We start from the raw sequence: 26310 nt of genomic DNA on the forward strand, positions 1-26310 counted from the left end.
AACACAAATGCCGTTCGCTCAACGATGGCAGAATCGATAAAGGCTGACAATCATCCCGGCCGTTGCGCCCCAGATGAAGTAATCGCCATAGGGCATCGCGTAGTACTCCCGCAGGCGACCCCGCACCTCGACCCGGTGCAGCTGATGATTGGCCTCGTCGAGCAGGAAGGACAAGGGCACCTCGAAGACTTCGGCCACCTCGAAGGGGTCCGGCGTGAGATCGAAGGGGGGCGTGACGAGCCCGACCACCGGCGTCACGTCGAAGCCGGTGCCGGTTCGGTACTGGGGCAGGCAGCCCAGCAGTTCGACGTGGCCCCGGGCCAGGCTGATCTCCTCTTCGGTCTCGCGCAGCGCCGTCTCGACGGGCGAGGCGTCCTCTTCCTCGACGCGCCCGCCGGGAAAGCTCACCTGCCCCGGATGATGGTGGAGGTGGTCGGTCCGCCGGGTGAGGAGCAGCGTGGGCTCCGGCTGGCGCAGGACGATGGGCACCAGCACGGCCGCCGGCCGAAGCGGGCCGGGTGGAATGCCCTCCTCCACGGGCGGTTCGAAGCCGGCACCGTCGGCAAAGCGTCCCCGCAGCCAGTCGGCGGAGAAAGGTGGCAGGCAGGATTCCTGACGGCGCATGAGTTCAACCCATCAATAACGTTGGCGCAGCTGCAGGGTCGGGCCGTCCCGCCGCATCTCCATGCGGTTGAGAAAGCTCATCCCCAGCAGCACGAACGGCAGCTCGCCGGCATTGACCACCGCATCCACGTTGCGCAGCGTGACGTCGCCCACCCGCACGGTCGTCAGCACGACCCGCCAGGCCCGCGCGGTTCCGTTGGCGGTCTGCATGGTCACCGGCTCGCCCTTCGTGTAATCGATCCCGGCCTTGAGCGCGTCGCTGCGACCGATGGAAACCAGGGTTGCGCCGGTGTCCACGATGTAGCGCACCTGGGCGCCGTTGATCGCACCGGTGGCGTAGAACTGGCCGTGGCCGTCGGCCTGGAGGATCACGCTCGGCGACTTGCCCCCCGCCCCGGCCGCGCTGACATGAACCGCTTGCTGACCGACGAACAGGCGGTGCCGGCCACCGTCGAACTCCAGCGTCGCGCTGTCGCCATCCACGCCGACAACCCGCACTCCGTCTGGCGAGCTAGCCCCCACGGCAAAAGCCCGGGGTGCGCCGCCATTGACGACGATCAGCGCCTTGCCGGGAAAGACACCGGCGAGGGCGACATCGGTGGCTGTGGCAGGCGCGCTCGCGAGCGCCCCCAGCACCGCGACGAACCCGGACTTCATCTTGAAAAACGATTTACTCACCGGAACTCCATCTGAAAATCAGATTGATCGGCTGAAAGCGGCTTCACCGTCTCTTATCGGCAGCCGGCGCAAAAAAAGAAACCAGCCCGGAGGCTGGTTTCAATTATGCCGCGGGAACATGTCACGCGTAGGTGTCGATTCGCCCGCCAACGGTTGCGGTGGGATCCGGCGCCGGTGCCGGCGGAGGCAGCGCGGCGAGCAACTGGGCCGCATTGGCCTGCTGCTGATCGAGCTGCTTGCGCAGCATCACGAGGGAAACCGCATCCTGCGGCTGCACCTGCGACGTGACGGCGACCGAAGCGATGTTCATGACTGCCAGTCAATCCCGGAAGTTGCCATATTGCAAAGGATAGTCGGCGATTTCCTTGCGGACCAGGGCGATACACTCTTGCAGGAGATCGCGCTTGGCACCGCTCACCCGCACCGCTTCGCCCTGGATGCTGGCCTGCACCTTGAGCTTGCTGTCCTTGATGAGCTTGACGATCTTCTTGGACTGCTCCTGCTCGATGCCGACCCGGACCGTGAGTTCCTGCTTGACCTTGTTGCCGCCCACCTTCTGCACGTCGCCGTGCTTGAGGCAGCGCACGTCGATCTTCTTGGCGGTCATCTCGGGCAGCAGGATGGCCAGCATCTGCTCGAGCTGGAAATCGTTGTCGCCGTGCAGGGTGAGCAGCTTTTCGGTCTGCTCGACCCGCGCGTCGCTGCCCTTGAAATCGTAGCGGCCGGTGATCTTGCGGTTGGCGCCCTCGACGGCGTTACGCAGGGCAACCATGTCGACTTCGGAGGTGATGTCGAAGGACGGCATGATCGACCCCCGCTCAGCCGAAGTAGCAGACGTAGTGGTAGGGCTCGCCGGTGACTTCGATGTCGAAGCTGGAGTCGCCCGGCACGTTGAAGCGCTCGCCAGCGGCGGAGGTCTTCCACTCGGTCTCGCCCTTCAGGCGGTAGCGGCAGGCGCCGGCCACGGTTTCCATGACTTCCGGCGCGCCGGTGTTGAAGGTGAGGCTGGCCGGCAGGATCACGCCGACGGTCTTCTTGCTGCCGTCGGCGAACAGGACGGTGTGGCTGACGCACTTGCCGTCGAAATACACGTTGGCTTGCTTGACGACGGACACGCCGTCGAATTGTGCAGACTGGGTCATTTGGTCACTTCGGTAGATGAGGTTATTCGATGCCGAGCAGCCGCTGGATGATGCCCTTGGCCATGAAGCCGATGAAGCCGACACCCAGGCCGACGAACATCCAGATCGCGCCGTACTTCCCTGCCTTGGACTCCCAGGCGAGGTGGCCGATGATGAAGATCATGTAGGCGATCAGGCCACCGACGCAGACCTTGAGGGAGATGTCCTCGAACTCTGCGACGGTCAGCCCGAACATGAAGACGGCGTTGGGATCCATGGCCAGGTCGTCAGCCGCGCTTGTTCTTCGCGTTGGCCGCGATGCGCATGCGCAGCGCGTTGAGGCGGATGAAGCCGTGGGCGTCCTTCTGGTTGTAGGCGCCCTGATCGTCCTCGAAGGTGGCGATGGTGGGGTCGAACAGGGAGTCGGTCTTGGAGTCGCGGGAGACGACGATCACATTGCCCTTGTAGAGCTTGACGCGCACCCAGCCGTTGACGGTCTGCTGGGTCTGGTCGATGAGGGCCTGCAGGGCCAGACGCTCGGGCGACCACCAGTAGCCGGTGTAGATCATGCTGGCGTAGCGCGGCATGAGGTCGTCCTTGAGGTGGGCGACTTCGCGGTCGAGGGTGATCGATTCGATGGCGCGGTGGGCACGCAGCAGGATGGTGCCGCCCGGGGTCTCGTAGCAGCCGCGGGACTTCATGCCCACGTAGCGGTTCTCGACCAGATCGAGGCGGCCGATGCCGTGCTTGCCGCCCAGCTCGTTGAGCTTGGCGAGCAGCTCGTGGGCCTTCATGCGGGTGCCGTTGATGGCGACCAGATCGCCCTTCTCGAACTCGAGATCGACGTATTCGGCGGCGTCCGGCGCGGCCTCGGGGGAGACCGTCCAGCGCCACATGGATTCCTCGGCCTCGGCAGCCGGATCTTCCAGGTGGCGGCCTTCGAAGGAGATGTGCAGCAGGTTGGCGTCCATCGAGTAGGGCGAGCCGCCCTGCTTGTGCTTCATCTCGATGGGAATGCCGTTCTTCTCGGCGTAGGCCAGCAGCTTCTCGCGGGACAGCAGATCCCACTCGCGCCACGGGGCGATGACCTTCACGTTGGGCATCAGCGCGTAGTAGCCAAGCTCGAAGCGGACCTGATCGTTGCCCTTGCCGGTGGCGCCGTGGGAGACGGCGTCGGCGCCGGTGAGGCGGGCGATCTCGATCTGGCGCTTGGCGATCAGCGGGCGGGCGATGGAAGTGCCAAGCAGGTACTCGCCTTCATAGACGGTGTTGCAGCGGAACATCGGGAAGACGAAGTCGCGGACGAACTCTTCGCGCAGGTCGTCGATGAAGATGTTCTCGGGCTTGATGCCGAACTGCAACGCCTTGGCGCGGGCCGGTTCGAGTTCTTCGCCCTGACCGAGGTCGGCGGTGAAGGTCACCACCTCGCATTGATAGGTGTCCTGCAGCCACTTCAGGATCACCGAGGTGTCCAGCCCGCCCGAGTAGGCAAGCACCACTTTATTAACGTCGCTCATGTCCTGCTTTCTGCTAATGAGTGAATGAGTCTTGATATCAAATCCGGTCGCGCCGCTCAGGCGCAATCCCCTTCGATCTTGCCGATCATGAGAAATTCCATCAGCGCCTTCTGCACGTGCAGGCGGTTCTCGGCCTCGTCCCACACCACCGACTGAGGGCCGTCGATGACCTCTGCCGTGACCTCCTCGCCCCGGTGGGCCGGCAGGCAGTGCATGAACACGGCGCCGGGCGCCGCCACCTGCATCATCTCGGAGTCGACCCGCCAGTCGGCGAAGTCGCGCATCCGCTCCTCGTTCTCGGCCTCGAAGCCCATGCTGGTCCACACGTCGGTGGTGACCAGATCGGCGCCGCGGCAGGCTTCCATCGGATCGGCGAACTGGGTGAAGTGGGAGGTGTCCTTGAGCCCCAGCGGCGCCGGGTCAACCTCGTAGCCCGGCGGCGTGGAGACGCGGACCTGGAAGTCGAGGACTTCGGCCGCCTGGAGCCACGTGTTGCAGACGTTGTTGGAGTCGCCCACCCAGGCCACCGTCTTGCCCTGGATCGAGCCGCGGTGCTCGATGAAGGTGAAGATGTCCGCCAGGATCTGGCAGGGGTGGAACTCGTTGGTGAGGCCGTTGATGACCGGCACGCGGGAATACTCGGCGAAGCGCTCGATGATCGACTGCTCGAAGGTGCGGATCATCACGATGTCGCTCATCCGGGAGATCACCTGGGCGGCGTCCTCGACGGGTTCGCCGCGGCCGAGCTGGGAATCGCGGGTGTTGAGGTAGATCGCCGAACCGCCAAGCTGCTGCATGCCGGCCTCGAAGGAGAGGCGGGTGCGGGTGCTGGCCTTCTCGAAGATCATCACCAGCGTCCGGTCGAACAGCGGGTGATGGGGTTCGTAGCGCTTGAACTTTTCCTTGATCCAGCGGGTGCGGGCAAAAAGGTAGTCGTACTCGGCGCGAGTGAAGTCTTTGAACTGTAGGTAGTGTCTCGGTGCGTTCATGGCACTCGTTCTTGATTATGGTGCCGCCAGGCATGTGGGTGCGACTGCATGCTGCTGTCAGGCGCCCCGGCAGGAAAGCCCGCCCGGCAAAAAGGCGAAACGGCAGCTCACGCCGCCGTTTGGTATCCAGTAACAACGTATCATCCTAATTCAAAACCATCTTTTTGTATAGGCCAGACCCGCCTGGACGCGCTTGAGGCGACCGCAACCTGCCACCCGGCGGCCCATCCGGCGGGCCGGAACCGCCCTTTCCCCGCCCGCCGTCGAAGAAATTCACAGAAACCGCGGCGGGGTCGTGCCAACATCATGTCGATTTGCTACCCTTCGCGGGCCTTGAGGCAGTGGAGGCGATGCGCGGCGGCCGAAGGCCCTGCGCCCTCCTCCGGCGCCGTTCCGGCGGCCTCGAAGATGTCACATCTTTTTGCACCGGACGACGATTTTGTCCGCGCCAGTGAAATCCGGTACAGATAACCTTGCCGACTTCCATCAACATGCCGGTTGCCTTCCCGTTTCCGGCGACCCGACCTTACTCCGAGAGCGCAGCACATCCATGATCCGCGGCTTTATCGATTTCGACACCCTCGACCGCAACCAGAATTTCGACCGGCTCGACCTCCGGGACATCGCCTTGCCGGGCCTCCAACTGCAGTCCGACGGCAAGGACGTGACGGCTTTTGCGAACGGTCCGAAGCTGCTGCTGCTCCAGGGCCGGCCGCGATTCCGGGACGCCGCCCTCGGCAAGCGCGTCGGCACGGATGGCTGGCCGGCCGCGATCGCCCAGTTGTGCGATGCGCCCGACACCTTCATCGCCGGCCTCGAAGGGCGGTTCGCGCTGCTCTGGATCGATCTGGCCAAAGGTCGCCTGGGCATGGCGTCCGACCGCTTCAACACCTTCGGCTTCTGCTACGCCAGCGAAGGCCGTCGCCTGAGCTTTGCCGACAAGGCCAACGAGGTGCCCGCCCTGCGCCGTGAGGTCGACACCCAGGGCGTCTTCGACTACCTCTACTTTCACGCCATCCCGGCGCCCGGCACCGTCTTCAAGGGCATCTTCCGCCTGGAGCCGGGCTCCCGCCTCAATGCCGACAAGGAGCGCACCCAGCTCGTCGCCTGGTGGCAGCCCCGCTTCGACGAGCCAGCCAGCGCCGACTTCGCCAGCAGCGCCAGCACCTTCAAGTCGCTCATCAAGTCGGCGGTCGAGCGCGAACTCGACGGCGCCTCGGTGGGCGCCTTCCTCTCCGGCGGCACCGACAGCTCCACCGTCGTCGGCATGCTCGCCAAGAGCGGCAACCCGGTCACCGCCTACTCCATCGGCTTCGAGGCCGAAGGCTACGACGAGATGGAGTTCGCCAAGATCGCCGCCAAGCATTTCGGCGTGAAGCACGTCCCGTACTACATCACCTCCGACGACCTGGTGGCCAACATCCCCAGCGTCGCCACCTCCTACGACCAGCCTTTCGGCAACTCGTCGGTGCTGCCCGCCTACCTGTGCGCCAAGCTCGCCCACGACGACGGCCACCGCAAGATGTTCGCCGGCGACGGCGGCGACGAGCTGTTCGGCGGCAACACCCGCTACGCCAAGCAGCGCGTCTTCGGCTACTACGAGAACGTGCCTGGCCTGCTCAAGAGCGCCCTGCTCGAACCGGTCATCATGCAGACGCCGCTGGGCAAGCTGCCGCTGATGCGCAAGGCCGCCAGCTACATCGAGCAGGCCACCACCCCGCTGCCCGAGCGCACCGCCCAGTACAACCTGATCTACCGCCTGGGCATGGACAAGGTGTTCCCGCGGGATTTCCTCGCGGGTGTCGACACCGACGCACCGGTCAAGCTGCAGCGCCGCGTCTGGCAGAACACCACCGCCCACGCGCTGGTGAACAAGATGCTCAACTTCGACTGGCGCTTCACCCTGGCCGACAACGACCTGCCCAAGGTGATCGGCAGCACCCGGCTCGCCGGCATGGACGTGATCTTCCCGCTCCTCGACGACGCGCTGCTCGATTTCTCGCTCCAGCTACCGCCCGAGTACAAGCTCAAGGGGCTGCAACTGCGCTGGTTCTTCAAGGAAGCCCTGAAGGATTTCCTCCCGCCCGAGATCATCACCAAGAAGAAGCAGGGCTTCGGCCTGCCCTACGGCCACTGGGTGCTCAAGCACAAGGGCCTCGACAAGCTCGCGCGGGAATCGCTCGATGTGCTGGTCGAGCGCAACATCCTGCGCAAGGATTTCGTGAGCGAACTGTTCTCCACCCACCTGCCGGCCTTTCCGGGCTACTACGGCGAGATGGTGTGGATCTCGATGATGCTCGGCCAATGGCTCGACAAGCACGCCCCCACCGGACGCTGAACGTGAAAACGGCCGCAGCCTGAGCCGCGGCCGCGATCAAACCGGGGGCGCCTGCATCGGGAAACCGACGCCGGCGCCCCCGGGCTGCTTCAGGCCTTCTGCTTCCTCAGCTGGGCCAGCTCGGCGAGCGCCTCGGCCAGGTTCGCCTCCGCCCGCTGGGCACGTGCGGTTTCGGCCAGCCGCACTTCCTCGACGGCACGCGCCCGGGCCTCTGCCGCCGCCACCGCCGACTCCTTGCCGTGGGCCGCGTCGCTGGCGGTCTTGAGCTGCGCCTGCAGGCGCTCGATGCGCCCCTCGGCGGCGGCCAGCGAAGTCTCGATCTGCCGGGTCTTCGACACCGCCTCCCGCAGCGCCGCGCGCGCCTCTTCGGTCTGCTCCCGCTGTTTGGCCTCGCGCTCCTCCCGGTTGGCGAGCTGCTGACGCATCGCCATCAGCTCGAGCACCTTCTCCTGACGCGCCGTCTCGATCTGCTTGAGGAGCAACTCCCGTTCCTGAGCGCCCCGCTCCTGCTCGTCCTTCAGGGACGCGCTGTAGCGATCCCGATCCGCCTGGAGCAGGCGCACCATGCGCTCGGACTCCGCGGTGAACTTCTGCTCCCGCGCCTCGGCCGCCTCTTCCAGCACGCGCACGCGGTTCTCCAACCCCTCCCGCTGCCGCAGGAACTCCAGCGCCTGCGCCCGCAGATCCCCGATCGTGCTGTCGCGGCTCGCCACCTCCTGCTCCAGCACCGCGATCTGACGGGCCGCGGTGGCGCCCTGGGCCTCGAGCTGGCGGATGCGGTCGTCCGCCTCCTGGAATCGCTGACGCAAGGCCTCCCGCTCCTGCTCCAGCTCCTGACGCTGGCTGGCGAGAAGCTGGTCGGCCTGCTGGAGCGACAGCGACCACATCTTGCTCATGAACGAATCCGTCGCCGAGATCAGCTCGTCGGGCATGCCCGGAATGCTGCGCTGGCGGAAGAACGCCGCGCCCGTCTCACGCCGCCACTGGTCGATGTAACGCTGGACGATCTCGCTGGAGCCCTTGTTGCCCAGCTCCGCATAAACCAGGTTGAAGGACGGATTCTCCCCCTGGGAGAGCAACTGGAAGCAGATCTGTTCAACCGCTTCGAACGTGACGCTACTGCTGCGAGCCATGATTCCCTCCCCTGCCCTGAAAGTGCAAACTCCTGTGACAAGGAAACATTACCATACGTATACGTCCGGAAAACGTAATTTTCATGACGACTCGCCAAGCGCGCCACAGTCGACCGGAAACACCTCAAAGATTTACGTCACCCGACCGCCCTACTCCCCGCCCGACCACGGCAGCCGCTGTTTCTGCGCCTCGTCGTGCCAGCGCTCCTCCTCCTCATGGATGTAGCGCTGGGTGGTGCGGGCATCGGTGTGGCGGGCATCCTTCTGCACATAGCGCTCGTCGATGCCGCTATCGAGCTTGGCGGTGATCCCGGTGTGGCGCCCCCAGTGGGCCGAGGCGGCGCGGAGCTTCTCCTTCTTGTGCTCCGCATCCGGCGGCAGCAGATCGGCCGCGGCGCTGAAGATCTTCTTGAGGATCTGGTTGAGGCGGCGCGCCGTGATCGGGCTGCCATCCTTGACCGAAACCAGGATCGGCGTGGCGTCGTCGCGTCGCGGCACGGCGCTGAGGCCCAGGTACTTCCGGTAGCGGATCAACGCCTGCAGCATGTCGTCGGCCACCGGCACCTTGGCCTTCTTGCCGCCCTTCCCCACCACGTGCCACCACCACAAGCCCCGCTCCTCGCGGAAGCTGTTCATGCGGTGGCTCTCCAGCTCACCCGCCCGGGGCGCCAGCATGTACAACACCGCCGCGATGAAACGCGCCCGCTCGTACTCGTCCCGGCCACGCTCCGAATCCCGCGGCATGGCCTCGATGGCAGCGGTCACAGCGCCCCACATCTGGGCGTCGAGGAAGCGCTCGATCTTCTCCACTTCGTCGGTGGTCGCCACCGCCCGCAGCGGCCCTGCCGCCTCCGCCGACATCTTGCGACGCCGCTGGCGGATGAGCCCGAGCGGGTTGCCCGCCAAATAACCGGCATCCACCAGATACCGCATCAGCGAGTTGATGGCCGCAATCGCGGTAAGCACCGCGCTCTCCGACAGCGGCCCCACGAAGGGGCGCCACTTCTCGGTGCGCCTGTCCGCCTTCGGGCCACACCACAGCGCCGCCGGCTGAGGGTCGGCCAGAAAATTGAGGTAACCCTCGAAATCCTGGCGGTTGAGGCTGGAGATCGGCTTGCCGCAATCGTTGAGCGCCCACAGCAGGAGACGCTCGCACTCCCGCTGGTAGATGCGCAGCGTACCGAGCGAGCGATCGTACTCGGCGAGAAAGCAGCGGATCGCGTCGGCGTCGTTGCCGGCAGCGATCTGCAGGCGGGCCGGGTCGGCACGATTGACGCCAGCGCGTCCGTCCAGCCCGGCGGGAATCTGGATCTCGTCCAGCGGCCGGATCGGAACACGTGGCGGCGCAACGGGCTCGGGCGCCGCCGGGGAAGGTGCGGTCTTCTTTTTCATGAGCCGGAGTTTAGCCCGACTGCGCCCGGCTCAAGGCAGACGCCTGACTGCAAAATACACTTGCAGAGATTTATAAGCTGTATATACTTACAGCCATCGGATGCAAGCCACGCCAACCCACCCGGTGACTCACGGGCAACGCATCTCCACCCCAGCCCCTTTGGGCACCTGCCTTACTGAAAGGAGACTTCGATGGAAACCCTGATCTGCCGGATTCTGATGGTGAGCGGCGTCATCGTTGGCGTACTGCTGGCAAGCGGCCAGGGCGGTCATGCCCTGGTGCCGGCGCTATTGGCAATCGTCGTGGCCGGCCTGCTGCGCCGGGTGGCGCCATCCCTGCCCTGGCGCTTGGGGCACGGCCGCTACTGAGCAAGCGCCCCGCCCACGGCGCGGTTCTTACTTGGCGCGAGCGGCGCGGGCCTTGCGTTCCGCCTGAATCAGCTCGGCAATGTCGGTGTTGCGATACTTGGCTGCCCAGCTATCCGCGGTCTCGTTCTGGTCGTTCTTCAGATCCGGGTTCGCACCGGCCTTGAGCAGGCGGACCACCACGTCCTCGTGGCCATTGCGGGCCGCGAACATCAGCGGCGTAGCCCGGTTCGGCGCCAGGGCGTCGGGGTTGGCCCCCTTGGCAAGCAGTATCTCCACGATTGCCGTGCGGCCCTCAAACGCGGCATACAGCAGCGGATTCCAACCCTCGTGATTGAACTGGGCGCCAGCTTTGAGCAGGATCTCGACGATCTCGGTGTAGCCCCGCAGGCTGGCCAGCATCAGCGCCGAATCGCCAGCTGCGTTGCGGGCATCGATCTTCACACCGCGCTGCTTGACCAGCTCGGCCACCACCTTGGGTTGCTCCTCCCGGGCCGCGACGATCAGCAGGGTGTTGCCGCTGGCGTCGGCCAGATTGGGGTCGGCACCGCGGGAGAGCTCCTGGACGATCTCCTTCGCGTCGCCAAGCTTGGCGGCGTTGAACAGGTCGTCCTGGGTTGCGGCAAGCGCCGGCAGCGACAGCTGCAGACCAAGCGCGAGAGCGGCGACGGCCTTGAAACGGGTTGAACGAAGGGCGTGGCGACGGGGTGCGGAGGCGTTTTTCATGACGGTCTGGCGTGCTTGAAAAGCTGGAAGAAGTTGCGCGTGGTCGCGTCCGCCACCGCCTGGAGCGTCTCTCCACGCGCGCTGGCAACGGCTTCGGCCACGTGCCGGACGTAAGCCGGCTGATTGGTCTTGCCACGAAACGGGACGGGCGCCAGATACGGCGCGTCGGTCTCGACGAGCAGACGATCGGCCGGAACGAAGCGTGCCACATCCCGGATCGATTCGGCAGTCTTGAAGCTGACGATGCCCGAAAATGAAATGTAAAAACCCAGGTCGAGCGCCTGCTCGGCAACGTCGCAGGTTTCGGTGAAACAGTGCATCACGCCGCCCGCCTCGCCCGCCGACTCCTCCCGCAGCAGCCGCAAGGTGTCGGCGGCAGCGTCGCGGGTGTGCACGATCAGCGGCTTTCCGCTGGCCCGGGCCGCCTGGATGTGGGTCCGGAAACGGGCCCGCTGCCACTCGGGGGCGTCCTTGTGCCAGTAATAGTCGAGCCCAGTTTCGCCGATGGCCACCACCTTGGGGTGCGCCGCCAGTGCCAGCAGCCTGGCCACATCGGGTTCCTCACAGTCGGCGTTGTCGGGGTGCACGCCCACCGACGCAAAGAGGTTCGGATGACGCTCGGCCAGACCGATCACCCCGGGTAGGGTTTCAAGCTTCACCGCCACGCACAGGGCGTGGGTGACGCCGTTCTCGGCCATCCGCGCAAGCATCGCGGCCTCGTGCTCGATGAGATCGGGAAAATCCAGGTGGCAGTGGGAATCGACAAGCATGGGCGATGCGTGAAATGACGTGACGTTCGGGATACGGCAGGCGCAGCGCGACGACCGCGATCGGGTCAGAGGGTGTGCGTGGGGCGCGACGAGCCGAGGTGACCCGCCAGGATCTGCTCGATCCGGTTGCGCAGCACCTGCCCGGCATCGTCGCCGGCAAACTGCACGCCGATGCCCTGGGTCTTGTTGCCCTGGGCACCGGCCGGCGTGATCCAGGCAATGGTGCCCGCCACGGGATGTTTGGTGGGGTCGTCCATGATCTGCAACAGCATGAAGATCTCGTCCCCGAGCTTGTACTCGCGGGTGGTCGGCACGAAGATACCGCCGTTCTTGATGAACGGCATGTAGGCCGCGTACAGCGCCGACTTGGAGCTGATGTTGAGCGACAGGACGCTGGGTCTCGGTTGCAGGGGGCGCTTCAGGGAGTCGTTCATCTGCGCAGGGCTGGCGCGGCAGCCTGAAGGCTTCGGGCGTACCGCAAAAGCATGTCCTCAAGAAAAAGCCTGGCGTTCAGCGGGTGCTGGGAAACCCGCCGGGACTGGGTGATTTCATTGTAGCAGCCGAGGGCCGCATCGACGGTCAGCCGACTGGACAGGCCGTGCAGGATGTCATAATGGCCGGGAAAGAAACGCACCGGCCCGCCCAGCCGCAGGCTGACCAGATCGGCCACCCAGCGCTGTAGCCAGCTCACCAGGGTTGGCATGTCGAAGCCGCTGGCGAGGGCGTCCTTGCTCTTGAGCCAGCTCTCCCATTCCCCTGCCAGCCGCAGCGGCGCCTTGCGGGGCAGGCTGGCGATGTCGTCCACAAAACGCTTGCGCGCGGCGGCGGCGCCTCCTTCTGCCATGTCGGCGGCGGCAAGCGGCATACCCCCCGAAAACGCCAGCAGTTCGGCCGCCTCGGGCACCTTCCTGGCCGCAAGCCAGCGGGTGGCCATGTCGGCCGGCGGACGCGGGAAGGCCCACGTCTGGCAGCGGCTGCGGATGGTCGGCAGGAGGCGCTTGGGCGAAGCGGAAACCAGGATGAACAAGGCGTTGGTCGTCGGTTCTTCGAGCAGTTTGAGCAGCGCGTTGGCGGTAAACAGGTTCATCGCCTCCGGCGGATCGACGATCACCACGCGGCGACCGCCCCGGTGACCGCCGGTGGTGAGGACCTGCTGCAGATCGCGGATCTGCTCGATCACGATCTGCCGGCTGGCCGCCTTGCCGCCTTCGGGTTTCTCCGCCGCGGCGTCGCCGCGATCTTCCCGGTCGGCTTCCGGAACGATCCGCAGCAGATCGGGGTGATTGCCGGCCAGACGCCACAGGCAATCCTCGCACACGCCGCAGGCATGCCCATCGACCCCATTCTGGGTGCAAAGTTCCCGGGCCGCCAGCGCCTCGGCGAAAGCCCGCTTTCCGCCGCCGGCCGGGCCTGCGAAGAGGAGCGCGTGGGGCATGCGCTCGGCGCTGTCGAGCACCCGCTGCCAGAGCGCGGCCTGCCATTCGAAGATCACGGGAAGCACGCCTCCACGACGATGGCCTCCACCTGCCGCCGGATCGCCTCCGGTGTCTGGCTGGCATCGACCACCCGCACCCGACGCGGATCGGCGGCCGCGCGCCGCAGATAGGCCGCCCGCACCCGCACGAAGAAATCGGCCTGTTCCCGCTCGAAGCGGTCGGGCGCGACCCCGGTACCGGCCAGCCGGCGCGCCGCCTCCGTCGGGTCGAGATCGAAGATCAGCGTGAGGTCGGGCTGAAGATGGGGATGAACCCACTGCTCCAGCGCCGCGAAGCGGGCTTCGTCCAGCCCCCGGCCGCCAACCTGGTAGGCGTAGGTGGCGTCGGTGAAGCGGTCGGAGACCACCCATTGGCCGGCGGCCAGCGCCGGCTCGATGCGCGCGGCGAGGTGTTCCCGGCGGGCGGCGAACATCAGCATGGCCTCGGTCTCCAGGTGCATCGGCTCGTGGAGGAGCAGCTCGCGGAGCTTCTCGCCCAGCGGCGTGCCGCCCGGCTCGCGGGTCTGGACGACCTCGACGCCGCGGGATTCGATCAGGGCCACCGTGGCGGCGATCTGGCTGCTCTTGCCGGCACCGTCGATGCCTTCAAAGGTGATGAAGCGGGATTTCACTGGCTGCGTTTCCGAATGTAGCGGGCCACCGCCCGGTTGTGTTCGTCGAGCGTACGGGAGAATTCGCTGGAGCCGTCGCCCCGGGCGACAAAATACAGGTAGTCGGTGACGGGCGGATTGAGCGCCGCCCGCAAGGCCGCCGTGCCGGGCATGGCGATGGGCGTCGGCGGCAGGCCCCCGCGGGTGTAGGTGTTGTAAGGCGTATCGGCCAGCAGGTCGCGCTTCTTCAGGTTGCCGTCGAAATCGGCCCCCAGGCCGTAGATCACCGTCGGGTCGGTCTGCAGCAGCATGCCGGCGCGCAGGCGGTTGACGAACACCGAGGCCACCATCGGCCGATCGGCCGCCTGGCCGGTCTCCTTCTCGACGATGGACGCCATGATCAGCGCCTCGTAGGGCGTCTTGTAGGGCAGCCCGTCGGCGCGGCGGGCCCACTCCCGGCCGAGCACCTTCTGCTGGTTGGCGTGGGCCCGCCGCAGCACCTCGAGATCGCTGGAGCGGCGGGCGAAGAGGTAGGTGTCGGGGAAGAACTGCCCCTCGGGATGCGCGGCGTCCACGCCCAGCTTCTGGAGCAGTGCGGCATCGGAGAGCCCCGCGGTGTCGTGGCGCAGATCCGGGTGACGATCCAGGGCCGCGCGCAGCTGACGGAAGTTCCACCCCTCGATCAGCGCCAGCTCGGCCTGGCTCACATCCCCGCGACTGAGCTTGTCCAGCAGTTGCAGCGGCGTGACGCCGGCCACGACCTCGTAGCTGCCGGCCTTGATCGCGTTGGCCTGGCGCGTGATGCGGGCCAGGGTGACGATGGCCAGCGGCGGCATGTCGAAACCGGCCTCGACGAGCTGGCGCGCCACTTGCTTCATCGAAGAGCCGGGCTCGACGGTGAAATCCAGCGGGCTCTGGCGCAGGGGCAAGGGGCGATGGGCGAACCACGCCAGCGCCCCGGCGAGGCAAGCCAGCCCGACGAGCGCGAGCGCGGCGCAGCGGTAAATCAGGCGCTTCATCTGGGAACTTGGCGCGTGGGAAGCAAACGAATGGAGGTGAACGGAACGTCGGCCGCCGTGTTGCGGCCCGACACAGGAACAAATTTCGTGAGGACTTGCCTGCCGCAAGCACAAACACCGCAGACGGGCCAAAGCCCGCGCGGTCAGGCCCCTATAATAGCGCAAACCGCTTTTGGACTCGTTTCAGACTCAGGACCCCGACCACTGATGAACGCAACCTGGCAAACCTATCTCGCCAACCAAGGCGCCCAGTTTTCCGGCGACACCGCCGTGCAGTTTTCCGACGACGCCCGGCAGGATGTCGTCCGTGCCGCCCAGGGTACGATCGTCGTGCCCATGATCCATCTTGGTGCGATCCGCGCCAGCGGGGAAGATGCCTGCGCCTTCCTGCACAACCTGTTCTCCAACGACGTCAAGAAGCTCGGCTCCAACGAGGCCCAGTTCACCAGCTTCAACAGCCCCAAGGGCCGGATGCTGGCGAGCATGGTGCTGTGGCGCGAAGGCGGCGACTACCTGCTGGCCCTCTCGGCCGACATCCATGCCGCGATGCTCAAGAAGCTCTCGATGTACGTCCTGCGCTCCAAGGTGCGGCTGATGGACGACGGCGGCGACGCAGCCTTGATCGGCCTGGCGGGCCCGCAGGCTGGCGCCGCCCTCGAGGCCGCCGGTCTGGGCATTCCCGGTGCGCAGCTTGCCACCGCCTCGGGCCTGGCCACCGTGGTACGACTCGACGACGCCCGCTTCATCGTGTCGGCGCCGATCTCGGAGGCCCCCGGCCTGTGGGCCAAGTTCGTGGCGGCGGGCGCGCAGCCGGCGGGCAGCGCCGCCTGGCAGTGGCTCGACATCCGCGCCGGCCAGCCGGTGGTCACCCAGCCGGTGCAGGAAGAGTTCGTGGCGCAGATGGTCAACTACGACCTGATCGGTGGCGTCAGCTTCAACAAGGGCTGCTACCCGGGTCAGGAGATCGTGGCCCGCACCCACTACCTCGGCAAGCTCAAGAAGCGCATGTACCGCATCCATGCCGACGTGCCCGCCCTCGCCGCCGGCACCGACCTGTACGCCCCCGACTTCGGCGAGCAGTCGGCCGGCAAGGTAGTGAGCGCGGCCCCCGCGCCGGATGGCGGCTTCGACGCCCTGGCGGTGCTGCAGACCGCCAGCGCCGAAGGCGGCAAGGCCAGCCTCGGCGCCCCCGATGGCCCGGCGGTCGCCTTCCTGCCCCTGCCCTACGCGCTTCCCTGAGGGCAACCCGTGACGACCGCGACCCACTACTACATCTACTACCCGGTGCGGATGGGCCTGGAGCGCGACCTGGCCCGCACGCTCTACAACCTGCAGGACGAACTCCACGGCCAGACCGGCGTGGCCGGGCGTTTCCTGCGCAAGGCCGACGACCCGTGGACCTGGATGGAGGTCTACGAGAACGTCACCGACCCGGCCGCCTTCGACGACGCCCTCGCCCAGGGCATCGACCGGCACGGGCTCGACCGCTTCGTCGACGACGGCGGCCGCCGCCACACCGAGCGCTTCGTCGCATGTGCCTGATCCTCGTTGCGTGGCACGCCCACCCGGATTACCCGCTGGTGGTCGCCGCCAACCGCGACGAGTTCTTCGCCCGCCCGGCGGCCCCCGCCGCCTGGTGGGCCGGTCAGGGCATCTTCGCCGGCCGCGACCTCGAAGCCGGCGGAACCTGGCTGGGCGTTGGCCGCAGCGGCCGCTTCGCCGGCCTCACCAACTTCCGCGACCCGGCCCGGCTGCGCAGCGGCACGCCCACCCGCGGGGCCCTGGTGGCCGACTTCCTGGCCGGCGACGAATCCACCGCCGCCGCACTGGCACGCCTCGAACACCAAGGCCCGCGCTACAACGCCTTCAACCTGCTGGTCTGCGATGGCGCCACGCTGGGCATCTACGAGAGCGAGCGCCGCGCCGCGCGCCTCCTCGAACCCGGCGTTCACGCCCTCTCCAACCACCTGCTCGACACCCCCTGGCCCAAGGTGAAGGCCGGCCGCTCCCGCCTCGCCCGCGCCCTCGCCGCCCTGCCGGACGACACGCCCCTGCGCGAGCTGCTGCGGGACGACCGCCCGGCGCCGGATGCCGAACTCCCCCGCACCGGCGTCAGCCTCGCCTGGGAGCGCATGCTCTCCAGCGCCTTCATCCGCGCGCCGGGTTACGGCACCCGCTGCTCCACCGTCTTCACCCTCGACCGCCACGGCTGGGCCCACTTCACCGAATCCACCTGGAACGAGGTCGGCAGCGAAACCGGCCGGGTCGTCGAGCGCTTCCAGATCGCCCGGGCCTGATCGCCGCCGCCGTATAATCCGCCGCCTGGTTTGTCTTCCCGCAGCACCCTCCGCATGACCGCCTCCTCCCGACCGCTTGCCCGCCTGCTCCCGTCCCTCGACGCCCTCAACCCGCTCACCCCCGGCCAGCGCCTCGACCTGCCCGCCCTGGCCGGCTCCAGCGACGCCCTCGCCATCGCCCGCCTGGCCGGCGGTGGCCGGATGCTGGTGGTGGTCACCGCCAACCCGCTGGACGCCCAGCGCCTGTCGGACGAGATCGCCTGGCTTGCGCCCGATCTGCGCACCCACCTGCTGCCCGACTGGGAAACCCTGCCCTACGACAGCTTCTCGCCCCACCAGGACCTGATCTCCGAGCGCCTGTCCACCCTCTACGCCATCACCCGCGGCGAGGCCGACGTGGCCCTGATGCCCGCCTCCACCGCCCTCTACCGGCTCGCGCCGCCGGCCTTCCTGGCGGCCTACACCTTCTTCCTCAAGCAAGGCGAACGGCTCGACGTGGACGGCCTGCGCAACCAGATGACCGTCGGCGGCTACGCCCACGTCACCCAGGTCGTGTCGCCGGGCGAGTTCAGCGTGCGCGGCGGGCTGGTGGATCTGTTCCCGATGGGCGCCGCCCTGCCCTACCGGATCGACCTCTTCGACGACGAGATCGAGAGCATCAAGACTTTCGACCCGGACACCCAGCGCACCGTCTACCCGGTGAAGGAAGTGCGCCTGCTGCCCGCGCGGGAGTTCCCGATGGACGAGACCGGCCGCACCCGCTTCCGCGGCCGCTTCCGCGAGACCTTCGAGGGCGACCCGTCCCGCTGCGCCGTTTACAAGGACGTCTCCAACGGCATCGCCCCCGCGGGCATCGAGTACTACCTGCCGCTGTTCTTCGACGAGACCGCCACCCTCTTCGACTACCTGCCCGCCCACAGCCGCATCCTGCTCCACCGGGACGTGCCCGGCGCCATCGAAGCCTTCTGGAAGGACGCCCGCAGCCGCCACCAGCTGCTGGGCGGCGACAAGACCCGGCCGATCATGGCGCCGGATCAGCTCTTCCTGTCCGAGGAAGCCTTCTTCGTCGCCCTCAAGGAGCGTCCCCGCCTCGCCCTGCCGGCCGGCGCCGGCGACGGGCCATCGGTGCCGCTGGCCGACATCTCCGTCGAGCGCAAGGCCAGCGACCCGCTCCACCGCTTCAAAGCCTTCTGCGCGGGCTTCGAGGGCCGGGTGCTGGTGCTGGCCGAATCTGCCGGCCGCCAGCAGACCATCGCCGAATACTTCGCCGAGTACGGCCTGAGGCCCGCGCCCACCGCCGATTTCGACGCCTTCCTGGGCGGCGACGCGCGGCTCGCCCTGGGCACGGGCCCGCTCGCCGCCGGCTTCGTGCTGCCCGAATCGGGCATCGCCGTCGTCACCGAATCCGAACTCTACGCCGCCACCGCCCGCACCCGCTCCCGCCGCGACAGCCGCAAGGCCGCCACGATGGAAGGCTGGCTGCGGGATCTGTCCGAACTCAAGCCCGGCGACCCGGTGGTGCACTCCAGCCACGGCATCGGCCGCTACATGGGCCTGGTGCACATGGATCTGGGCGAAGGCCAGACCGAGTTCCTGCACCTCGAATACGCCAACGGCGACAAGCTCTACGTGCCGGTGTCGCAGCTGCACGTAATCACCCGCTACGCCGGCGCCGACCCGGAGGCCGTGCACCTGCACACCCTGGGCTCCGGCCAGTGGGAGAAGGCCAAGAAGAAGGCCGCCCAGCAGGTGCGCGACACCGCCGCCGAGCTGCTGGCGCTGTACGCCCAGCGCGCCGCCCGCAAGGGCCACCAGTTCGACTTCAAGCAGCATGATCTCGAGGCCTTCGCCGACGGCTTCGGCTTCGAGGAAACCCCCGACCAGCTCGCCGCCATCGAGGCCGTGGTGGCCGACATGAAATCCGGCCGGCCGATGGACCGCCTGGTGTGTGGCGACGTGGGCTTCGGCAAGACCGAGGTGGCCCTGCGCGCCGCCTTCATCGCGGTGGCCGACGGCAAGCAGGTGGTCGTGCTGTGCCCCACCACGCTGCTGGCCGAGCAGCACTACCAGACCTTCGCCGACCGCTTCGCCGACTGGCCGATCAAGGTGGCCGAGCTGTCCCGCTTCAAGAGCGCCAAGGAGCAGGCCGAGGCCATCAAGCAGCTGGGCGAAGGCAAGGTGGACATCCTCATCGGCACCCACCGGCTGCTTCAGAAGGACGTCACCTTCAAGCGCCTGGGCCTCGTCATCATCGACGAGGAGCACCGTTTCGGCGTGCGCCAGAAAGAGGCGCTGAAAGCCCTGCGCAGCGAGGTGGACATCCTCACCCTCACCGCCACGCCGATCCCCCGTACCCTGGGGCTGGCGCTGGAAGGCCTGCGGGAGTTCTCGGTGATCGCCACCGCGCCGCAAAAGCGCCTGGCCATCAAGACCTTCGTCCAGCGCTACAGCAAGGGCATCATCCGCGAGGCGGTGATCCGGGAGTTCAAGCGCGGCGGGCAGGTGTACTTCCTGCACAACGAGGTCGAGACCATCGAGAACGTCCGTGAAGCGCTGGAGGAGCTGCTGCCCGAGGCCCGCATCGTCATCGGCCACGGCCAGCTGCCGGAGCGCGAACTCGAACGCGTGATGCGCGACTTCACCACGCAGAAGGCCAACCTGCTGCTGTGCACCACCATCATCGAGACCGGCATCAACATCCCCACCGCCAACACCATCATCATCAACCGCGCAGATCGCTTCGGCCTCGCCCAGCTTCACCAGCTGCGCGGCCGCGTCGGCCGGTCGCACCACCAGGCCTACGCCTACCTGCTCACCGACGCCCACGCCAAGCCCACCGCCCAGGCGCAGAAACGTCTGGAGGCCATCACGATGATGGAGGAGCTGGGCTCCGGCTTCTATCTGGCGATGCAGGATCTGGAGATCCGCGGCGCCGGCGAGGTGCTGGGCGAGAATCAATCCGGCGAGATCCAGCAGGTCGGCGTCAGCCTCTACACCGAGATGCTCAAGCGCGCCGTGCGCGACCTGCAGCAGGGCAAGGAGCCGGACCTCAGCCAGCCGCTGGAGGTTGTCTCCGAGATCAACCTCCACGCCCCGGCGCTGCTCCCCAACGACTACTGCAGCGACGTGCAGGAGCGCCTCACGCTCTACAAGCGCCTCGCCAACTGCGAATCCGAGGACGACCTGCAAGCGCTGCAGGAAGAACTCATCGACCGCTTCGGCGAACTGCCGCCGCAGACCCGCACCCTGCTCGAAACCCACCGCCTGCGCATGCTGGTGAAGCCCTTCGGCGTGGCCAAGATGGACGCGTCCGAGAGCCAGATCAGCATCCAGTTCGGCCAGCACGCGCCGATCGACCCGGTGAAGGTCATCATGCTGATCCAGAAGGACAAGTCGATCAAAATGTCGGGCCCCGACAAGCTCATCCGCAAGGTCTCGACGCCGGAACTCAAGCAGCGGGTGGCCGCCGTGCGGGAGCTGCTGGAGGCCGTAAAGGCCTGAGCCCGAGGCATCAGCCGGCGCTCGCGGATTGCGGCCAGCACCGCCAAGGCGCCGGCGATGATCTCCCGACCCCCGTCACCACGCGCTGCGGCCACCTGATAGACGCCGGAAAGCAGTCGGACGAGGAGGAGAGGAACACCCGGCCGGAATCATTTTTTCCCAGGAAAAAAGTGTCGGGAGGCGCCATAAAATCATTTCAGGGTGCCGCCAAGGCATTTTGTGGCGCCACAAAATTTTGGCGTGGCGCCCGGTTTCTTGTGCGTGGCGCCACAAAATGCATTTGCGGCGCATCGGAATGGTTTTGCGGCGCCTCCCGAGGATTCCGTGGCGCCAGCCGAGGCTTTTTTCCTGGGAAAAAATCATCTTGCGGCGCGCTCAACGGGGCGGACGGGGAGTATCGGAAATTTTGTGTTTGAGGCGATCATTGACCGTCCCTGGCCGCGGCCAGTACCAACGATCAGGCCATCCAGGGCTGCGCCGTCTCAGCCCCCCAGCATCCGCCCCAGCAGGCTCCGCACCACCGCCGGCTCGAAGGGCTTGTCGCAGATGCCGGACACACCCGCCTCTTCCACCGCCGCCAGCCGGCCCTCGTTGGATTCGCTGGTCACCATCAGGATCGGCACGGTGCGCTGCCAGCTCCGGTTGCGCACGAACTCCACAAATTCGCGGCCGTCCATCTCGGGCATGTTGTAGTCGGTGACGATCAGATCGACCAGCGTCTCCGCCAGGACCGCCGCGCCCTCCTTGCCATCGCCGGCCTCCACGATGTGGCGGATGCCCAGGTTCTCCAGCACCCGGCGCATGAATCTGCGCGCGTTGGGGCTGTCGTCCACCAGCAGCACCCGCACCGCCTCCAGGTCGAAGGCGTTGTCGAAGCTGTAGTTGGGGGTCAGGTAATCCACCGTGGCGTTGAGCGCCAGCGCCAGCTGGTTGGCACTGAACGGTTTGGGCAGGATGCCGCACACGCCGGTCTGGCGTACCGCGTCCAGCGCTCTGGGGCTGGTCTCGCTGGAGATCAGGATGAAGCCCACCGACGCCCACAGGGGCTCGGCCCGCAGCGCCTCCACCAGCCGGGTGCCCGACCCGTCCGGCAGATAAAGCGCCGACAGCACCACGTCCGGCCGCGCCTGGCGAACGGCCGCCAGCGCCTCCGCCATGCTTCCCACCACCTCCATCCGGGTCAGGCCGATCTCGTCGCAGCACTTGCGGATGATCTTCGCCTGCATCGGGGACGGCTCCACGAGCAGCGCCTGAAGCTGTCCGAGCCTGCCTGTCGACATCGCAACCACCTGTTCTCAATATGGGTAACAGAAGGATTACGAGCAAAATCCGGCCGGCTTGAGCCCACCCTCAAAATCAACAAAATCGACAAAAAAAATAATACCGTTTTCCGATAAAGAACGGCGACAGCTCGCCGTTAAGTATTCCCGAGTTCGGGGGCAGTCCGGCCACGCGGCACCCCGGGGGAGTACAGAAGTAGCCGATGCCCCCCGATCCGCAGGCTGGCCGTGACGACGAACCAAACAATCACCGTGCCAACGCCATCCTTTTTTCGCACTGAGGGGGAATCATGAACAAGTTGAATCGCACCCGCGCTGTACCCGGCGGCCGTCTGGTTGGCGCATGCAGCGTCCTGTTGGCGGCGCTGCTCGCAGGCTGCTCCACCTTGCCCACGCCGTTCTCGGCGGACGACCAGAAGCAGATCGCGGCCAACGACCGCAAGGCCGCCACCGCCGACGTGGAGCCCCTCGCCGGCCAGCTCACGCTCGCCGACGCCATCGCCCGCGCCATCAAGTACAACCTCGACCACCGCAGCCGGATGATGGAAGAGGCCCTGGCCATCGGCCAGCTCGACCTAGGCCGCTTCGACATGCTGCCCAAGCTGGTGGCCTCCGCCGGCTACCAGTGGCGCGACAAGGACCTCGTCACCAACAGCAAGGATTCGGTCACCGGCCTGCCCTCGCTCGCCAACCCCTACATCTCGTCCGACCGCTCCCACACCCTCACCGATCTGGCCCTGTCCTGGAACGTGCTCGACTTCGGCGTCAGCTACTACAACTCCAAGCAGAACGCCGACCGCGTGCTGATCGCCGCCGAGCGCCGCCGCAAGGCCATGCACAACCTGATCCAGGAAGTACGCACCGCCTACTGGCGCGCCGCCAGCGCCGAGAAGATCGAGAAGGATCTGCGCGAAACCATCAAGCTTGCCGAATCTGCCCTCGCCGACTCCCGCAAGATCGAGCAGGAGCGCATCCGCGACCCCCTCGAAGCCCTGCGCTACCAGCGCACCGTGCTTGAAAACCTGCGCATCCTCGAGAGCATCCAGCAGGAACTCGCCGCCGCCAAGATCGAGCTGGCCGCGCTCATCAACCTGCCGCCGGGCACCCAGTTCCAGCTCGCCAACCCCAGCGCCACCGAACTCAAGCCCGCCGCCCTGCCGCTGCCCATCGAGCAGATGGAAGACATCGCCATCGCCCGCAACGCCGACCTGCGCGAGCAGTTCTACAACGTGCGCATCGCCGTGGCCGAAACCAAGAAGTCGATGCTGCGCATGTTCCCCGGCATCTCCTTCAACTACAGCCTGAAGCACGACACCAACAGCTACCTCATCCACAACTCCTGGCAGGAAGCCGGCGCCCAGATCAGCTGGAACCTGTTCACCCTGCTCTCCGCCCCGACCGCGATGAAGTACAACGAGTCGGCCGAGAAGCTCGCCGAGCACCGCCGCATGGCCACCCAGATGGCCGTGCTGGCCCAGGTGCACCTGGCCCGCCAGCAGTACGAGAACGCCTACAGGCTGCTCGACCGCGCCGACTCGATCTACACCGTCGACCAGCGCATCTTCGAGCACAGCAAGAGCCGCGAGGACGCCGCCACCAAGGGCCGCCTCGACCTGATCTTCAGCAACACCTCCGCCATCGTCAGCCTGCTGCGCCGCTACCAGGCCCTCAGCCAGCTCTACGCCGCCAGCAGCCGCATCCAGTCCACCCTGGGCCTCGAACCCGAGATCGCCAGCCTGAACGACACCTCCCTGGCCGACCTGCGCCGCAGCGTGGAGAACGCCATGGACCAGTGGAACCGCGGTGAAGCCCTGAAGGCACCCGCAGCCCCCCAGGCCGACACCGGCGGCGACAGCGAGCGCGCCCCCGCGGCCGATGCCGGCAAGGCCGCCGATGGCCCCTCGCCCGCCACCGCCCCGCTGGCCGCCAGCGGCTACGCTTGGTCGAACGTGACCGCCGCCCAGCCCCTGGGCCAGACCCGGACCGGCGCCGCGACGCTCTCCATCGCCGACCTCCACGAGCGCTCGATGGGGCAGGTGAAGCGCGCCGCCCTCGCCGCCATCGCCCCCACGACCGCCCCCTGACGAGGTCCGCCATGCTCCGTTCCATGCTTGCCATCGCCCTGGGCGCCACCGCCCTGGGCGCCTCGGCCCAGGTTCCGCCGCGGGGCAACCCGCCGCCGCCTCCGCCGGGGGCCGCGGCCGCCCCTGCGCTGGATCGCCAGGAAATCCGCGCCCAGCTCTCGCCCCGGCGCTTCACCACCCTTGCCGCCGAAGTGGGCGCCAAGGTCAATCGCGTCGCCGTGCGCGAAGGTGAGCGCTTCAAGGCCGGCCAGGTGCTGATCGTCCTCGACTGCTCGCTGCAGGCCGCCCAGCTCAACAAGGCCAAAGCCACCCTCACCGCCGCCGAGAAGACCTACGCCGCCAACACCCGGCTGGCCGAACTCAACTCGGTGGGCAAGCTGGAACTGGAAACCTCCCAGTCGGAAGTCGCCAAGGCCCGCGCCGACGTGTCGCTGATGAACGCCACCCTCTCCAAGTGCCAGATCGCCGCCCCCTTCGGGGGTCGCGTCTCCGAGCAGAAGGTGCGCGAGCAGCAGTTCGCCCAGCCCGGCCAGGGCATCCTGGAAATCATCGACGACAGCGCCCTCGAACTGGAATTCATCGTCCCGTCGCGCTGGATGGCGTGGCTGAAGGACGGCTACCGCTTCCAGGTCAAGATCGACGAGACCGGCGGCACCTACCCGGCCAAGGTCATCCGACTTGGCGCCAAGGTCGACCCGGTCAGCCAGTCCGTCAAGACCATCGCCGTCATCGACGGCCACTTCCCCGATCTGATCGCCGGCATGAGCGGGCGGGTGCAGCTAGCACCGCCTGCCTCCACGCCCGCCTCGCCGAAATAACGCCCATCAGAATTAGCAGGAGGCTCACGATGCCCTCGAACCCGACCCGCAGCTCCACCCGCAAGCGCCGCCTCAACCGTCAGGGCCCGGCCCCCCTGGCCCTCGAACAGCGACTCGTCTTCGATGGCGCCGCCGGTGCCGAAGCCGTCGCCTACGCCACCGCCGACCCCGTCGCCGCCGACCCCACCGTCGACGCCTCCGTCGACCCGGCGGCCAGCGGCGGCACGCCCCCCGCAACGAGCATCGTCTTCGTGGACGGGCAGCTGCCCAACGCCCGGGTGCTCGCCGGCAACGTCGCCACCGGCGCCCAGGTCATCGTGCTCGCGCCGGGCAGCAACGCCCTCCAGCAGATCCAGGACGCCGTGGCCGGCCGCAGCGACCTCCAGTCCATCCACATCCTGTCCCACGGCAGCCAGGGCGACATCACCCTCGGCGACCTCCACATCAACCGGAACACCGTCGCCGCCCACACCGACGCCCTGGCCGCCATCGGCAGCAGCCTCGCCGCCACCGGCGACATCCTCATCTACGGCTGCGACATCGGCGCCGGCAGCGACGGCAAGGCCCTGGTGGACGAGATCGCTCGCATCACCCAGGCCGACGTGGCCGCCTCCACCGACGCCACCGGCGCCACCCAGGAAGGCGGCGACTGGACCCTCGAATACACCACCGGCACCATCGACGCGCCCGCCCTCGCCTACGCCGACTCGATCGACCCCTTCCTGCTGGGCGTGCCCAGCGTCACCTCGGTGGACGACACCACCTACGTCGAAGGCAGCGGCGCGGTCGTCGTGGACAGCAACATCTCCATCACCGGCGGCAGCTCCTACGACGGCAAGTACATCCGCTTCAGCCTCACCAACGGCCAGACAACCGACATCCTCACCCTCACCAACGCCGCCAACGTGAACGCCGCCGGCGCCATCTCGTACGCCGGCAGCTCGGTGTACCTGGGCAACGGCAGCGGTCGCGACATCATCGGCACCATCGACGCCACCGAAGATGGCACCGCCGGCAAGGCGCTGAAGATCAATTTCGTCTCCACCTTCACCAACTCCGGTTTCGAGTCCGGCACCCTCACCGGCTGGACGGCCATGAACCAGGTCATCAACCTGGGCACCACCAGCATCGCCGGCTTCACCTCGCCCAACGACGGCACCTACCCTGCCAACGCCGGCAACGACGACCCCTACCCCTCCACCGCGGGCAGCTACAGCACCACCGTCAGCACCAGCCAATACACCGAAGGCAGCCGCTCCCTGAGCCTGCTCAGCACCGGCATCACCACCGCATCCGGCTGGGATGTGGTCCACGGCCCGGCGGTGTACAGCGACACCTTCTCTGCCAGCGCCGGCGACAAGATCTACTTCGACTGGCGCGCCTACGCCGGCGCCGACGCCTTCGACGTCTTCGGCTACATCCTCAACACCGCCACCGGCGCCACCACCACCGTGCTCGACGCCACCGGCACCAGCACCGCCGCCTCCACCAACTGGGCCACCGCCAGCGCCACCATCGGCACCAGCGGCACCTACCGCTTCGTGTTCGTCTCCGGCACCTACGACTTCTCCG

General features: G+C 67.2%; 26 protein-coding genes. 9 read left to right on the forward strand and 17 right to left on the reverse strand.

All coding sequences use genetic code 11. The features are described 5' to 3' along the window. Positions 1 to 18: 18 nt before the first annotated feature. The 8 genes from ACE3N6_RS09435 to argF all read right to left on the reverse strand — a co-directional run bounded on the left by ACE3N6_RS09435 (position 19) and on the right by argF (position 4929). On the reverse strand, positions 19 to 624 hold the full coding sequence (locus ACE3N6_RS09435; RefSeq protein ID WP_374245089.1) for a CoA pyrophosphatase: 606 nt from the start codon (positions 622 to 624) through the stop codon (positions 19 to 21). Positions 625 to 636: 12 nt separating this feature from the next. Next, entirely contained in the window at positions 637 to 1302 is a 666-nt protein-coding gene (locus ACE3N6_RS09440) for a TIGR02281 family clan AA aspartic protease (RefSeq protein ID WP_374245091.1), read from the reverse strand. A 121-nt stretch (positions 1303 to 1423) separates the two neighbouring features. Further along, positions 1424 to 1612: a putative motility protein gene (locus tag ACE3N6_RS09445; protein WP_374245093.1), complete on the reverse strand. Its 189-nt coding sequence runs from the start codon at positions 1610 to 1612 to the stop codon at positions 1424 to 1426. Between the two features lie 9 nt (positions 1613 to 1621). After that, positions 1622 to 2107: a YajQ family cyclic di-GMP-binding protein gene (locus tag ACE3N6_RS09450; RefSeq protein ID WP_374245095.1), complete on the reverse strand. Its 486-nt coding sequence runs from the start codon at positions 2105 to 2107 to the stop codon at positions 1622 to 1624. Positions 2108 to 2120: 13 nt separating this feature from the next. Next, entirely contained in the window at positions 2121 to 2444 is a 324-nt protein-coding gene (locus tag ACE3N6_RS09455; protein WP_374245097.1) for a pyrimidine/purine nucleoside phosphorylase, read from the reverse strand. Between the two features lie 22 nt (positions 2445 to 2466). After that, a complete protein-coding gene (locus ACE3N6_RS09460; RefSeq protein ID WP_374245099.1) occupies positions 2467 to 2700 on the reverse strand; it encodes a DUF2788 domain-containing protein in 234 nt (77 codons plus the stop codon). 10 nt (positions 2701 to 2710) lie between these two features. Then, positions 2711 to 3940 (reverse strand): argininosuccinate synthase, encoded by a 1230-nt coding sequence (locus tag ACE3N6_RS09465; protein WP_374245101.1) that lies wholly within the window; start codon positions 3938 to 3940, stop codon positions 2711 to 2713. A gap of 56 nt (positions 3941 to 3996) precedes the next feature. Next, a complete protein-coding gene (gene argF, locus ACE3N6_RS09470) occupies positions 3997 to 4929 on the reverse strand; it encodes an ornithine carbamoyltransferase (RefSeq protein WP_374245103.1) in 933 nt (310 codons plus the stop codon). A 550-nt stretch (positions 4930 to 5479) separates the two neighbouring features. Between argF and ACE3N6_RS09475 the strand changes: the two genes are divergently transcribed. Next, positions 5480 to 7267, forward strand: a complete 1788-nt coding sequence (locus ACE3N6_RS09475; protein WP_374245105.1) for an asparagine synthase-related protein — start codon at positions 5480 to 5482, stop codon at positions 7265 to 7267. A gap of 89 nt (positions 7268 to 7356) precedes the next feature. Here ACE3N6_RS09475 and ACE3N6_RS09480 read toward each other — a convergent pair whose 3' ends face one another. Both ACE3N6_RS09480 and ACE3N6_RS09485 read right to left on the reverse strand, forming a co-directional pair. Further along, positions 7357 to 8400, reverse strand: a complete 1044-nt coding sequence (locus tag ACE3N6_RS09480) for a DNA-binding protein (RefSeq protein WP_374245107.1) — start codon at positions 8398 to 8400, stop codon at positions 7357 to 7359. A gap of 150 nt (positions 8401 to 8550) precedes the next feature. Then, a complete protein-coding gene (locus tag ACE3N6_RS09485) occupies positions 8551 to 9792 on the reverse strand; it encodes a tyrosine-type recombinase/integrase (RefSeq protein WP_374245109.1) in 1242 nt (413 codons plus the stop codon). 192 nt (positions 9793 to 9984) lie between these two features. Between ACE3N6_RS09485 and ACE3N6_RS09490 the strand changes: the two genes are divergently transcribed. Next, complete coding sequence (locus ACE3N6_RS09490) at positions 9985 to 10161, forward strand: hypothetical protein (RefSeq protein WP_374245111.1); 177 nt, start codon at positions 9985 to 9987, stop codon at positions 10159 to 10161. 27 nt (positions 10162 to 10188) lie between these two features. Here the strand turns inward: ACE3N6_RS09490 and ACE3N6_RS09495 are convergent, their stop codons facing one another. From ACE3N6_RS09495 to mltG, 6 genes are all read right to left on the reverse strand, one after another. Then, positions 10189 to 10884, reverse strand: a complete 696-nt coding sequence (locus ACE3N6_RS09495) for an ankyrin repeat domain-containing protein (protein WP_374245113.1) — start codon at positions 10882 to 10884, stop codon at positions 10189 to 10191. Next, positions 10881 to 11654, reverse strand: coding sequence for a TatD family hydrolase (locus ACE3N6_RS09500; RefSeq protein WP_374245115.1), 774 nt, complete (start codon positions 11652 to 11654; stop codon positions 10881 to 10883). The genes ACE3N6_RS09495 and ACE3N6_RS09500 overlap by 4 nt, the downstream gene beginning before the upstream one ends. 65 nt (positions 11655 to 11719) lie before the next feature. Further along, positions 11720 to 12088, reverse strand: coding sequence for a PilZ domain-containing protein (locus ACE3N6_RS09505; protein WP_374245117.1), 369 nt, complete (start codon positions 12086 to 12088; stop codon positions 11720 to 11722). Further along, entirely contained in the window at positions 12085 to 13146 is a 1062-nt protein-coding gene (gene holB / locus ACE3N6_RS09510) for a DNA polymerase III subunit delta' (protein ID WP_374245119.1), read from the reverse strand. The genes ACE3N6_RS09505 and holB overlap by 4 nt, the downstream gene beginning before the upstream one ends. Continuing rightward, positions 13143 to 13760: a dTMP kinase gene (gene tmk / locus ACE3N6_RS09515; RefSeq protein ID WP_374245121.1), complete on the reverse strand. Its 618-nt coding sequence runs from the start codon at positions 13758 to 13760 to the stop codon at positions 13143 to 13145. Before tmk ends, holB begins: the two co-directional genes overlap by 4 nt. Beyond that, positions 13757 to 14758: an endolytic transglycosylase MltG gene (gene mltG, locus ACE3N6_RS09520; protein ID WP_374245123.1), complete on the reverse strand. Its 1002-nt coding sequence runs from the start codon at positions 14756 to 14758 to the stop codon at positions 13757 to 13759. The genes tmk and mltG overlap by 4 nt, the downstream gene beginning before the upstream one ends. 207 nt (positions 14759 to 14965) lie before the next feature. Here mltG and ACE3N6_RS09525 point away from each other — a divergent pair, with 207 nt between their 5' ends. From ACE3N6_RS09525 to mfd, 4 genes are read left to right on the forward strand one after another with little or no spacing between them, the layout of a single operon-like run. Continuing rightward, positions 14966 to 15997, forward strand: a complete 1032-nt coding sequence (locus ACE3N6_RS09525) for a folate-binding protein YgfZ (RefSeq protein WP_374245125.1) — start codon at positions 14966 to 14968, stop codon at positions 15995 to 15997. Between the two features lie 9 nt (positions 15998 to 16006). Continuing rightward, positions 16007 to 16300: a DUF4936 family protein gene (locus ACE3N6_RS09530; RefSeq protein WP_374245127.1), complete on the forward strand. Its 294-nt coding sequence runs from the start codon at positions 16007 to 16009 to the stop codon at positions 16298 to 16300. Then, complete coding sequence (locus tag ACE3N6_RS09535; RefSeq protein WP_374245129.1) at positions 16291 to 17055, forward strand: NRDE family protein; 765 nt, start codon at positions 16291 to 16293, stop codon at positions 17053 to 17055. The genes ACE3N6_RS09530 and ACE3N6_RS09535 overlap by 10 nt, the downstream gene beginning before the upstream one ends. Positions 17056 to 17109: 54 nt before the next feature. Beyond that, a complete protein-coding gene (mfd, locus tag ACE3N6_RS09540) occupies positions 17110 to 20556 on the forward strand; it encodes a transcription-repair coupling factor (RefSeq protein ID WP_374245131.1) in 3447 nt (1148 codons plus the stop codon). Positions 20557 to 21038: 482 nt separating this feature from the next. Here the strand turns inward: mfd and ACE3N6_RS09545 are convergent, their stop codons facing one another. Continuing rightward, positions 21039 to 21836, reverse strand: coding sequence for a response regulator (locus ACE3N6_RS09545; RefSeq protein WP_374245133.1), 798 nt, complete (start codon positions 21834 to 21836; stop codon positions 21039 to 21041). Between the two features lie 290 nt (positions 21837 to 22126). Here ACE3N6_RS09545 and ACE3N6_RS09550 point away from each other — a divergent pair, with 290 nt between their 5' ends. The 3 genes from ACE3N6_RS09550 to ACE3N6_RS09560 all read left to right on the forward strand — a co-directional run. Next, on the forward strand, positions 22127 to 23920 hold the full coding sequence (locus tag ACE3N6_RS09550) for a TolC family protein (RefSeq protein WP_374245135.1): 1794 nt from the start codon (positions 22127 to 22129) through the stop codon (positions 23918 to 23920). Between the two features lie 11 nt (positions 23921 to 23931). After that, entirely contained in the window at positions 23932 to 24738 is an 807-nt protein-coding gene (locus ACE3N6_RS09555; RefSeq protein ID WP_374245137.1) for an efflux RND transporter periplasmic adaptor subunit, read from the forward strand. 29 nt (positions 24739 to 24767) lie between these two features. Beyond that, positions 24768 to 26310: DUF4347 domain-containing protein (locus ACE3N6_RS09560; protein WP_374245138.1), on the forward strand; the 1543-nt coding region annotated here is incomplete at its 3' end.

The organism is Zoogloea sp. (genome assembly GCF_041904905.1).
In the GTDB taxonomy this organism is placed as follows: Bacteria; Pseudomonadota; Gammaproteobacteria; order Burkholderiales; family Rhodocyclaceae; genus Zoogloea.

Excerpts from the sequence above, each read along its gene's own strand:
- ACE3N6_RS09555 (WP_374245137.1), top strand. The coding sequence starts at position 23,932 with ATGCTCCGTTCCATGCTTGCCATCGCCCTGGGCGCCACCGCCCTGGGC.
- ACE3N6_RS09465 (WP_374245101.1), bottom strand. The coding sequence starts at position 3,940 with ATGAGCGACGTTAATAAAGTGGTGCTTGCCTACTCGGGCGGGCTGGAC.
- ACE3N6_RS09525 (WP_374245125.1), top strand. The coding sequence starts at position 14,966 with ATGAACGCAACCTGGCAAACCTATCTCGCCAACCAAGGCGCCCAGTTT.
- ACE3N6_RS09450 (WP_374245095.1), bottom strand. The coding sequence starts at position 2,107 with ATGCCGTCCTTCGACATCACCTCCGAAGTCGACATGGTTGCCCTGCGT.
- ACE3N6_RS09485 (WP_374245109.1), bottom strand. The coding sequence starts at position 9,792 with ATGAAAAAGAAGACCGCACCTTCCCCGGCGGCGCCCGAGCCCGTTGCG.
- ACE3N6_RS09475 (WP_374245105.1), top strand. The coding sequence starts at position 5,480 with ATGATCCGCGGCTTTATCGATTTCGACACCCTCGACCGCAACCAGAAT.
- ACE3N6_RS09445 (WP_374245093.1), bottom strand. The coding sequence starts at position 1,612 with ATGAACATCGCTTCGGTCGCCGTCACGTCGCAGGTGCAGCCGCAGGAT.
- mltG (WP_374245123.1), bottom strand. The coding sequence starts at position 14,758 with ATGAAGCGCCTGATTTACCGCTGCGCCGCGCTCGCGCTCGTCGGGCTG.
- ACE3N6_RS09495 (WP_374245113.1), bottom strand. The coding sequence starts at position 10,884 with ATGAAAAACGCCTCCGCACCCCGTCGCCACGCCCTTCGTTCAACCCGT.
- ACE3N6_RS09435 (WP_374245089.1), bottom strand. The coding sequence starts at position 624 with ATGCGCCGTCAGGAATCCTGCCTGCCACCTTTCTCCGCCGACTGGCTG.
- ACE3N6_RS09500 (WP_374245115.1), bottom strand. The coding sequence starts at position 11,654 with ATGCTTGTCGATTCCCACTGCCACCTGGATTTTCCCGATCTCATCGAG.
- ACE3N6_RS09535 (WP_374245129.1), top strand. The coding sequence starts at position 16,291 with ATGTGCCTGATCCTCGTTGCGTGGCACGCCCACCCGGATTACCCGCTG.
- ACE3N6_RS09550 (WP_374245135.1), top strand. The coding sequence starts at position 22,127 with ATGAACAAGTTGAATCGCACCCGCGCTGTACCCGGCGGCCGTCTGGTT.
- mfd (WP_374245131.1), top strand. The coding sequence starts at position 17,110 with ATGACCGCCTCCTCCCGACCGCTTGCCCGCCTGCTCCCGTCCCTCGAC.
- ACE3N6_RS09490 (WP_374245111.1), top strand. The coding sequence starts at position 9,985 with ATGGAAACCCTGATCTGCCGGATTCTGATGGTGAGCGGCGTCATCGTT.
- argF (WP_374245103.1), bottom strand. The coding sequence starts at position 4,929 with ATGAACGCACCGAGACACTACCTACAGTTCAAAGACTTCACTCGCGCC.
- ACE3N6_RS09480 (WP_374245107.1), bottom strand. The coding sequence starts at position 8,400 with ATGGCTCGCAGCAGTAGCGTCACGTTCGAAGCGGTTGAACAGATCTGC.
- ACE3N6_RS09545 (WP_374245133.1), bottom strand. The coding sequence starts at position 21,836 with ATGTCGACAGGCAGGCTCGGACAGCTTCAGGCGCTGCTCGTGGAGCCG.
- ACE3N6_RS09460 (WP_374245099.1), bottom strand. The coding sequence starts at position 2,700 with ATGGATCCCAACGCCGTCTTCATGTTCGGGCTGACCGTCGCAGAGTTC.
- ACE3N6_RS09505 (WP_374245117.1), bottom strand. The coding sequence starts at position 12,088 with ATGAACGACTCCCTGAAGCGCCCCCTGCAACCGAGACCCAGCGTCCTG.
- ACE3N6_RS09455 (WP_374245097.1), bottom strand. The coding sequence starts at position 2,444 with ATGACCCAGTCTGCACAATTCGACGGCGTGTCCGTCGTCAAGCAAGCC.